This is a genomic window from Dapis purpurea BLCC-M126 (assembly GCF_050015975.1).
Lineage (GTDB): Bacteria > Cyanobacteriota > Cyanobacteriia > Cyanobacteriales > Microcoleaceae > Trichodesmium.
The window spans coordinates 1-9,888 of the sequence record NZ_JBNHER010000050.1; the positions used below are offsets into that span (position 1 = coordinate 1).

At 33.5% G+C, this 9,888-nt stretch carries 7 protein-coding genes; 4 read left to right on the forward strand and 3 right to left on the reverse strand.

What is annotated here, in order from left to right; translation table 11 throughout:
- Nucleotides 1–1,136: 1,136 nt before the first annotated feature.
- Together ACP6PL_RS04940 and ACP6PL_RS04945 are read left to right on the forward strand one after the other, a co-directional pair.
- Nucleotides 1,137–1,313, forward strand: coding sequence for a hypothetical protein (locus tag ACP6PL_RS04940; protein WP_426543158.1), 177 nt, complete (start codon nt 1,137–1,139; stop codon nt 1,311–1,313).
- 902 nt (nt 1,314–2,215) lie between these two features.
- The gene (locus ACP6PL_RS04945) at nt 2,216–3,673 is read left to right on the forward strand and encodes a peptidoglycan-binding domain-containing protein (protein ID WP_426543160.1); all 1,458 of its coding nucleotides are present in this window, start codon (nt 2,216–2,218) and stop codon (nt 3,671–3,673) included.
- Nucleotides 3,674–3,867: 194 nt separating this feature from the next.
- Here the strand turns inward: ACP6PL_RS04945 and ACP6PL_RS04950 are convergent, their stop codons facing one another.
- From ACP6PL_RS04950 to ACP6PL_RS04960, 3 genes are all read right to left on the reverse strand, one after another.
- Nucleotides 3,868–4,380, reverse strand: coding sequence for a ferric uptake regulation protein (locus ACP6PL_RS04950; protein ID WP_426543162.1), 513 nt, complete (start codon nt 4,378–4,380; stop codon nt 3,868–3,870).
- Between the two features lie 353 nt (nt 4,381–4,733).
- On the reverse strand, nt 4,734–5,510 hold the full coding sequence (locus ACP6PL_RS04955) for an MBL fold metallo-hydrolase (protein ID WP_426543164.1): 777 nt from the start codon (nt 5,508–5,510) through the stop codon (nt 4,734–4,736).
- A 389-nt stretch (nt 5,511–5,899) separates the two neighbouring features.
- Entirely contained in the window at nt 5,900–6,052 is a 153-nt protein-coding gene (locus tag ACP6PL_RS04960; protein ID WP_426543166.1) for a hypothetical protein, read from the reverse strand.
- A 1,097-nt stretch (nt 6,053–7,149) separates the two neighbouring features.
- Here ACP6PL_RS04960 and ACP6PL_RS04965 point away from each other — a divergent pair.
- Both ACP6PL_RS04965 and ACP6PL_RS04970 read left to right on the forward strand, forming a co-directional pair.
- The gene (locus tag ACP6PL_RS04965; RefSeq protein ID WP_426543168.1) at nt 7,150–7,758 is read left to right on the forward strand and encodes a helix-turn-helix domain-containing protein; all 609 of its coding nucleotides are present in this window, start codon (nt 7,150–7,152) and stop codon (nt 7,756–7,758) included.
- A gap of 715 nt (nt 7,759–8,473) precedes the next feature.
- On the forward strand, nt 8,474–8,695 hold the full coding sequence (locus tag ACP6PL_RS04970) for a hypothetical protein (protein ID WP_426543170.1): 222 nt from the start codon (nt 8,474–8,476) through the stop codon (nt 8,693–8,695).
- Nucleotides 8,696–9,888 lie beyond the last annotated feature (1,193 nt).

The following is a 9,888-nucleotide window of genomic DNA, read 5'->3' on the forward strand; positions in this document are numbered from 1 at the left end:
AGGCTTTAAACCACAATTATTTAATTAACAATTAATAATTAATAATTCGGTAATGAATAATAATTTTACTAAAAATTTTTTCTGCTTACTTAAATTATAGAACCGATTTGAGATAAGACATCCGCTTTAAGAGGGGGGTTTAAATAACAGTAGAGGAGGAGAAGATAAGAATTGGTATATGCTAATAGGAAGTACTAGAGTCTTTTTTGTATATTCCCTCCCTCCATCTCCTAACTTGATTATCCGAAACTCTTTGGCATCCTCCCCTGCCTAAAGTGTGGGTCATCCTACGGAGCGGAAGCTCCTCAGCGGAGTTCACGTTTCATTGACTGCTGATACCTTAACGGTAGTTTGACCCTTACTTCTGCGTCAGTTTAGAGTATTCAAATATCCTCCCCCGACTTATCAATAATTTTTGTGGGTGTTTATTTGTGGCTTCAAAGCGCAAACTACTCATTTAGTTGAAAGCTTCCCTTGTTCTGCTCTGAAGGTGAAGGAGTTTCAACCTAATCTTCTTTTATACAGTATCTATAAGACAAGACGGGTGTTGACAGCATAATTATAAGATGGAAATTCGCTCTTCTAGGGCAAGGATTTAAGCCCAATTTTTTGGTAAAAAAAACTTAATCAATGTTCAAGATACAGCAGTCGTCATTACTAGGGCCAACATTCTCAAATATAGTCACAGCAATAATGTACAGAAGGAATACCATTTATCCCTACTTCTGACTTGAGCTGTACAACATGAGTTTTACAGATAATTTAAACTAGGTTAAGGCCAGGATAGTATTTGTTAAGAAATTTAGATAAATCTAAATCTTAATTACAAGACCATAATAATTACTACTTTAATCATGATTTGAGTGATAAGTTTATACAAAGTTGTTAGTTTTGACTAAAAAATGAGGTCTCACGCCTCCCCTTTCAAGGGGATAAAAAAAGAAAATTCAGCATTTCCAGTCTCCTGCTTCAGATTTGAGGTAAAGATAACTGATAACTGAAATGACTCCCGATGTTGCGCATAGCTGGAATGGGATTTGCTCACCTTAAATTATGAGCAATTTCCGCTGATCGAGAGTTCAAGTCTTGAAACAACGTTCAAATAAATTTTTTAACAAAAATATTCTGGATTAAAGATGTACAAAAATCGCTCAAACCGTGACCCGTTAGTTGTAGCTATTACTGCTGCTTTAGGAGCTGGTGTCGCTACTTCTTTTGCTGTTAATCAAGGCCAAAATCCTATAACTGCTTTGGGAATTACTATTTTTGCTGCGATCGCAGTTTTAATTTGTGATCGCGCAGGCTTAGTTTAAATCTTGATTTGTTTAGTACAAGAAAATTATGGAAATAGAAGCTTAGAAATGGAAATCTATTAAATTAACTTTATATCATATATGTTCTAAGATAACATTATTATACTTAGAATCTGATAAAATATATAAGGGTTACTATATTAATGAGGTAAAGTATTTTTTATTTTCCTCGTTATTTGTATTCCCATTAACAGTTTAACTTTTTCCTCAAATCCAAAACTTTTGTATCTCAAAAATTTGATAATTCCTATGTACCTGTTTAATAATTAATCAAATCAAGCAATATATCATAGTCTATCCTAGAGCAAGGATAGGAAAATAGGTAGTACCGCTCGCGGAACTCAGAATTCAACCCACCCCCAACCCATCCTGGGAGGGGAAGTCAAAAGTTTTGATTGGTAAGGCTTTGAGTATTTTGTCACTGGTAACATATTTCCGTCATCCTGCACTAGAGATATTTAATAAACTTCTCTAATCTAGGTTTTTCTATAAAATTTATAGTTACACTAATCTGGATTCTAGTGTAACTAAGTACAATTATAGTAAGCATTCAGATATTAGTAGTCAGCCTTTGCTCCAGAATGCTTTATAAATAACTTTTCAATGGATAAAAAAGCCCCAAGTAATTGACGAGGAAAATTAGCTAATTTGCTTTTAAAATAATTTTTAATTGTATTGTTGCTCAATTTTTTAACTCGAATTTTTCCTTCAAAGATAATTGATTTTTTAATACCTGACAGCTAAATTTTTAGTAATTATTCTTGAATCTTGGTGAATTTTAAATACTCAAACATTTATAATCAATAGACTTATCGTAGTCATCAAAAATCATAAAATAATCTCTATCACTCAAATTAAATTTAGTTTGTTAATATAAAAACTAGAGTCTCCCAGGAAAATTTATGGAATCCCTTGCATACTTAGAATTTTTTCTTGTTAGTGAAGAAATTAAGGATTTCAAACTGATTGAAGGACTTAACTGGAAAAAACTTTCTAGCTTCGCTTATATAAACTTTTTATCATTAGTAATAATTAATTCTATTCTGATTAGTGCTAGTTTTGCTCGGGTGTCAGAAATTTCTGCTCCTGAAACAAATAGTGATTTTAATCTGAGCCAGACACATGAGAATAGAATAGCTCAAGCACAACTAGCAACAAACTCTTTTTTTTCTGGCTCTGGACCAGAAAGTAATGCAATTCTGTCTCCTAATAGTGCAGTCTATCTAAGACGTGGAGATAAAGCTGCAACAGTAGCAGCAGTTCAAAGAAAACTTAGAGAGCTAGGCTATTTCAATGCTAACCTAACTGGCTATTATGGCCCAGTAACAGAAAGAGCTGTCATACAGTTCCAGGAAGAAAATGGTATTACACCTACTGGTCAAATTGAACCTACCACCTGGTCATTACTATTTGGAGGTAGAAGAACGAGTCAAACCAATAGCTTGTTATTAAATTCCACTAAAAAAGTATTATCTTTTGGAGAAGTTAGCCCTCAAGTAGCAATTATTCAAAGAAGGTTAAAAGAACTAGGCTTTTACAGAGGTTCAATTAATAGTATTTATGATCAAAATACTAGAAATGCTGTCATTAGATTTCAAAGTGTTCATGGAATTACACCTACAGGTCAGGTAGGGATAACCACTAGAGACTTTCTATTTGGTACTAAGTCTGTTCCTGTGGAGAGAGTATTTCTGCAACGAGGAAACACAGGTCCTGAGATTGGGAAATTACAACAACGTTTACAAAATTTAGGTTATTATCAGGGACAAATAACTAATTATTTTGATCGAAGTACAGAAATAGCAGTAATTGATTTTCAAAGGAGAAATAGAATTACTCCTACAGGTATAGTTGGACCAACAACCCAAGCATTTCTATTTAATCCTAATCAAGTTTTACCTCCAGGTCCGGTATCTAATTCCAGAGTCAATTATACTAATAGGCAATATTCAAACTTAAGTGTGCTGCAACGAGGCGATCAAGGCTTGGCTGTAAAACAACTCCAGATTTTGTTAACAAGATTGGGCTATTATCCAGGGGTGATTGATGGCTTTTTTGGACCGGGGACAGAATTTGCGGTCAGACGCTTTCAGCAAGATTTGGGGTTTGTTGCTACTGGGGTAGCTAGAAGAAATACATTACAGGCGTTAAGACATCCTTTGATTGCCAGACAAAATACTTCTGGGCAAGAAGTTAGTTATATTCGTAGCCAAACACAAGTATTAGAACTTCAAAATCGACTTCGTTTACAAGGAATGTATTTTGGTCCATTGAATGGAATTTACAATTCAGAAACAAGAGCAGCAGTAGCAAAAGCTCAACTACGTTATGGAGTGAGTATAAATGATATTGGAGATTAGCTACCTAAAGCTTAAATAAAATCCAGAATTTTTTTGAAAGAACTCAAATAATATGGAGTTTAGGAAATTTAACTTGTGTAGATTATAAAATCCTCATTCCTAAAAATCCCAGTGACACAAACAACTTATGACTTCGTTTACTTGAACCCCACCTCATCTCAAAGTGGGGGTATTTTTTATTCAGCAAATTTCGCCTATTCAGTGTTTTCTTCATCTGCAAGTGCGCGTGGGCAAGACCACTCAGAAGATACGAGCGAAGGCCATCCTTTTCTTAGGGCTTCATAACAAATTGTATGAATAGTTAGCTGGCAATCTAAAAGATGTAATCCTGATTTTTCAGCTTGCTTGAGACCAATTTTTAAAATAGAATCATTCTTAAATTCAATAGTTTTATTACATTGCACACAAACAAGATGATGGTGATGATGAGGATAAGGTTGGTTTATTTCATAATGTTTATGCCCCTCTGCTAGTTCTAGTTCGCGTAGAATTCCCATCCTTGCCATTAACTTTAAGGTTCTGTAAATGGTAGATAGACTAATTCTTTCACCCCTATTTTGCAGCATATTATAAAGGTCTTCGGCACTCAGATGATTGCCTTTGGGCAGATTTTGAAAGATGTGCAAAATTGTCTCCCGTTGGGGAGTCATTCGCCAACCTTTTTCATTCAGTTCTGCCTTAAATGAAGATGGTGTATAAAGAGCCACGGTATTTTATCAAAAATCTATAGTTATTGAAAATCATACACAATAATTAAATGATTGTCAAAAAAAGGATTTTATTGATAATTACGGGAGGATATCACCTCTGTAATTTCAGTTATCAGTTATCAGTATCAACCGCTCAATTAGGAAGCTTGAAAACCGGAACTTTCTTTTTATATCAAATCTGCTTCATTCTCTATAAAAAAGTGTTTTCTTCACGAATATCATTGCCAAATTTTTCGCTTATCTGTCCATCTCCCACCCTCCCCCCACTCTTTATTTAATTAAACTAAAACTAGCGGATTTGATATCATCCCCTGTTAAGGGGAGTCTGGAGACCTTATTTTTTGGTCAAATTAATAAGTTTGTTGCTGCTCTAATTGTATTTCAAAACTTTTTCCAGGCTGAGGTTCTATAACTTTTGTCGCCAGATTATTTTGAGCTAACAGAGATTGTGTTTCCTCAACACTTCCTTCAGCTTTGAGAAAAGATATTAGTAATCCTTGAAAATTTACATCACCTCCTGCTGCTGTAGGTAGCATGACTTGAGGCTGCAACCATTGAGCTACCTGTAAAGCACTTTCATTTCCTTTAATTATTGGCCCCACTAAGGGCAAATTCAAATTGATAATTGGGGATATGACAACATCTATTGGCGCAAATTCTTTGATTTCTTCAGAATGGTTGCCGTGGGGTTCATAGTATATTGTATTGCTATTGGTTAAGTCTTTGAGAATGTAACCATTTTCTACTAATGTTGGGCCCACGAGTGAACCGGGAACTGCTCTAATTTCAATACTATTGTCAAAAGAGTAGGTATCACCATGACCAAGTGTGATTACCTGAGAGTAACCAAAATCTTTTGCTACTTTTGCCGCAGCGGGAGAAGCAATAACATGAATATTTTTATCTAATTGCTTAAGTGTCTCTGGGTGAGCATGGTCTTCTAGTCCCTGAGATAATACAATAACGTCTACATTTTCTGGAATAGTACGGATAGTCTGTCGTTCTCCTTTAAACAACCAAGGTAAATTACCGAAGACTAGGGGGCCAACGAGCCAAGGATCTATGAGAAGTCGTTTGCCTCCAATTTCAATTAGCCAGGAATTACTGTCTAACCAAGTTAGTTGCATAGTATTTATATAAGTTACACCTCATCTTATCGTAACAATCATTACCATCCATTTATGAGTTGCCTGGATAGTTAGCTGCTGAAAGTTGATTTATAAAGTAAATATCAAGAAACTGGATTTCTTGCAATACAAGAATTTTGGAAGTTATGGTCTAATAAAACCTAAATCTCTAAAAGTTATGTGAGATAAGGGTTTTAGCTAAATTTACAAATCAGATCTTAATATAGGTTTTTTTTGATCAATTAATTAAATAAAATTGATATAACTAGATAAAATAATTAATATAACTAGATAAAATAAATAATCATGCAGATTTGCAACTACCAGAAATCAAAAAGTTCCCGCTTAAGGACGAGGCTTTAAACCAAAATCTTCGGTTAAATTAGGGTCTAAGTTTTGTGGAATAAGATGCGATCGCTAATAAAGTTATATTGGTTGCTGCCATAATCCTTAATACTACTAATTATTAGAGCTTGACGCGCTTGAGTTGTGGGAAGAGGAAGATTTGTCTTGAAAGCAAAAAGATAGGTTTTTTTTATCAACTAATTAAATAAACTTGATGTAAATAGAGTTGAAATTGATCGCAATTAGTTTATGGAATGAAGGCTTAAGTTATGTGTGTAAAATTCTATCGCTCATAACTTATTGCTGGTGAAGTTATATTGGCTGCTGCAATAATCCTCAATTCAAGTAAAAAAATTAAATTTAGTTTAATAAAAGTCAATCCCCTATAGCTTATTGCTTATTGCTTATTGCTCATAGAGTTATATTGTTTGTTGCAATAATTCTCAATTCAACTAATTATTATATGTTGACTGGCTCCAGCAGGGAGTAGGGAGAAGATCGGAAATAAATTGGTATTGTTTGGGTTGTATAAAATCAACTTCAAGAGTTTATTTTTAGATTAAAACTAATTTAAAAGAAATTAAAGTAAGTAAAAAAATCAATACAGATTAAGCTTAGTTTAAAAGAAATAATATAATAGGATAATTTATGAATATTTGATGAATCTCAGCAAAACCCCTTGCAATTATTAATAAATTAGGTTAATTTCTTAATTGTTGATTTATAAAATAAATCTTAAAAAACTAAATGGATGTCAAAATCTAGGTTGGTAGAACCTAAATTTATCAAAAGTTTAGTTACATCATGGTTTTAGATAAAATGTTTTTCTAAAAACATCATCCCGTGACTTATCTGCCCTAATGTTTTCCAGGATATATTAAGATGATTATGCCATTTCTTTGTAGCAATGCACTTAATATTGTTGCTCAAACCTAATCGCACTAAATATTCTTATATTTGTATCAAGTGCAAGTTCATCAAGAAATTGTATTAAGTAACTATGCAGAATTAATTAGACATACTTTAAAGCTGAAAAGTATATATTCCCTGTGATTTGGAAATAAAATTAGGTAATTAATTTTGCGTAGACAGTTAACAACATTTTGTAGTTTATCTTCAATGGTTGAGGAACTGATGATTTTCCTATAAGGCAGAAAGCTAACTCCCAAGTAAATTTGCTCAACATTGATATCAAAAACTGCATAAGTGCTAATTGTTCAGAAATACTCCTGGTTGTAAGAGATAGCAACTGGAAAAATAGCAACTGGAATTGTAAATACTTAATCAGAAACTTATGTTGTCTAATCAATTGAACTGCAAAATCAAAACGACTGAGTTAGCCCTAAACGGTAACTACTTAACATCTTTTCAGCGCCAACATTTACAGAAGAATTTGGATGATGATCTACCATGGCAATATCGCCAGAGAATTGAAATTATCCTTCTAGCAGATGAAGGTAAAACCCAGAGTGAAATCTGTGAAGCTATAGGTTGTGCTCCAGGTACAGCGAGACATTGGATACTAATAGCTAAGTCTGGTCAACCCCATAAATGGAAAGATCATCCGATAGGTCGTCCTCAAGAAGTTAACGAACAATATTTAGAACGCTTGAAAGAGTTGGTAACTAATAGCCCCAAAGAATATGGTTATGTATTCAGGCGGTGGACTGCAAATTGGCTAGGAAAACATTTAGCACAAGAATTTAGCATCAAGTTGAGTGATCGCCATATTAATCGACTTTTAAAACAGATGGGGCTGTCTACTAAACGAAAACCACCAAAAATGGAGCAAACTATTGATCAAGATTGCAATGGTAAAAACATTGTCATTGAGGATCTTAACTCAGAGCTAAATCTTGACCCAGATTTGAGAACATTAGCTTTTGACGCTTCTAACAACTAACAATAAATATGTGGTACTCATAAATTTTCTAGATTATCAGATATCGAAAAATTTGTCTAGATTATTAATTCATTTTGTCTTTCAAATATCCACTTTCATAAAAAAATATAAAACAGTTTGAAAAGATTAGCAACAATCAAGTGTGTGTGCCTAAAATATTACTAGTTGGTTATTAAGAGTATTAGTTAACTACTTTCTACTTTTAATAAAATTAATCATCAAAAAAAAATTATTCCACAGATTGTAGCCTATCAAAATTAAATTGTTGGGTAGTGGGAGCATTCTGCTTTAGTTGTAATTAAGATGCTCCTTTTACCTCAAATAAAGTTTTAGATAAAATCAGCTTATACATCAACTAAATTTACAAGAAGAAAAAACGCAATCTAAAATTTATAAAAAATTATATCCTCACTTAGTTACACTAGAAAAAAATTATCTTCATTATCCTGCTTACAATTAACATCCAACGACTAGAAATTAGGATGAGTGAGTCAATATTCAGGAGTAATTTTTTTGTTTTCTGGTGAATACCTGACTTCAGCCTAGAAGCATTATGGGGTAAAATATCTCCACCATCACCTGTGATGTGTACAAGCTTGTTAGGGTAAATAATCCCCACCAATATTGATTCTTTCTCTATAATTACTGTTTCTTGACTTCTTCTTTAATTAGTAGAAAATACAGAATAATCTAGTACATATTATGGAGTAAATTCATGTTGAAAAGTATTACTATTACACCAGAATATATTCTCAATCAAGTTAAATTGTCTTTGAAACTATCAGAAACTATAGAAGGAATAGTGACTCGCCAAATAATTAAAATAGCAGCAGAAGATGCAGGGATTGAAGCAAAAATAGAAGAACTTCAAAAAGCAGCCGATGCAATACGGGTAATTAATCAGCTCATGGTGCTAAGGAAACATGGGCTTGGTTAGATCAACATAGTTTATCTATAGATAATTTTGAGGAAATTGCCTATTATAGTTTTTTATCTGAAAAATTAGCAAATCATTTATTTCAGGATAAGATAGAGCCATATTTCTTAGAAAATAAATTAAATTATGGTACTGCAGTCATCTATGAAATTATTTTAGATAATGAAGATTTGGCAATAGAATTATTCTCTGCTATTCAGGAAGGAAAAAAGACTTATTCTGAAGTTGCTAGTATATTGAAGATGAAGAATTACGACGTTCTGGTGGATATAGAGGAATAGTAAATCTTCGAGAATTAAGACATGAAATTTATCCAGTAGTTTTGGTTGCTAAACCGCCCCAACTTATTAGACTTGTCGCTTTTAACTAGCTTAGTTAATCAGGACTTACGCAAGAACACTAGATATAGTATATGTCAAGTAGAGCGATATAGCTGCTGCTAGGCTCCGCCAACGCTTTTTATGTCGCGCAGCAGAACGCAAACATGTCGGCGACAGCCGAAAACGCGTTTCATGTCGGCAACAGCCGAAAACAAAACTAATAGGACTTACACGTTTGCAAGGTATTTTTGTTATTGCAACCAACAGGGAAACAATCTCAAATCCTAGTTTTTCCTACTTTATGCGTAAGTCCTGACAATTATTCATTATCCATTGTTAAAGAGGTAATTATCCGTTATTCATTATCCATTATCAATTAATGAATGTGTTGCTGAAGTATGGGTATAATTTTCAATCTTTAGAGGTAGGTTGGAGGTAATAGTTCTTTCTAAATAGGAACGGAAGTAGCGAAAGGGAGTAAATATTTATAATTCATATTTATAATTATGCAACGCTGTGTGGGGATATCTAGAAATATTTAGCAATAGCTGAAGATGGAATATTTTCTTATACCGAATTAAGCGAATTTGGTATAAAAAAAGTTCCCAATTACTTTCTGGCCTAGCTCCAAAAGATCATTAGTATGATGGAGGGACTCAACCTTGTCTTACTAAAGATAATCGCCAGAAACTTCGCTCTTGGCCATCTATCCCTATAATCTCTTTCATTAATTGATAATTGATAATTACCTCTGGTTAAAACCGAGAGGATTGAATATAAGGAAATATTATTTCTTTTCTCTTGGTCGATTGGATATTGCGTTAGCGTTAGCGGCTCTGCAAGAGCGGGAAACCTCGCCATCCCATCCTAACG

Coding starts and splice junctions, on each gene's coding strand:
- ACP6PL_RS04955 (WP_426543164.1), bottom strand. CDS start 5,510: ATGCAACTAACTTGGTTAGACAGTAATTCCTGGCTAATTGAAATTGGA.
- ACP6PL_RS04970 (WP_426543170.1), top strand. CDS start 8,474: ATGTTGAAAAGTATTACTATTACACCAGAATATATTCTCAATCAAGTT.
- ACP6PL_RS04965 (WP_426543168.1), top strand. CDS start 7,150: ATGTTGTCTAATCAATTGAACTGCAAAATCAAAACGACTGAGTTAGCC.
- ACP6PL_RS04945 (WP_426543160.1), top strand. CDS start 2,216: ATGGAATCCCTTGCATACTTAGAATTTTTTCTTGTTAGTGAAGAAATT.
- ACP6PL_RS04940 (WP_426543158.1), top strand. CDS start 1,137: ATGTACAAAAATCGCTCAAACCGTGACCCGTTAGTTGTAGCTATTACT.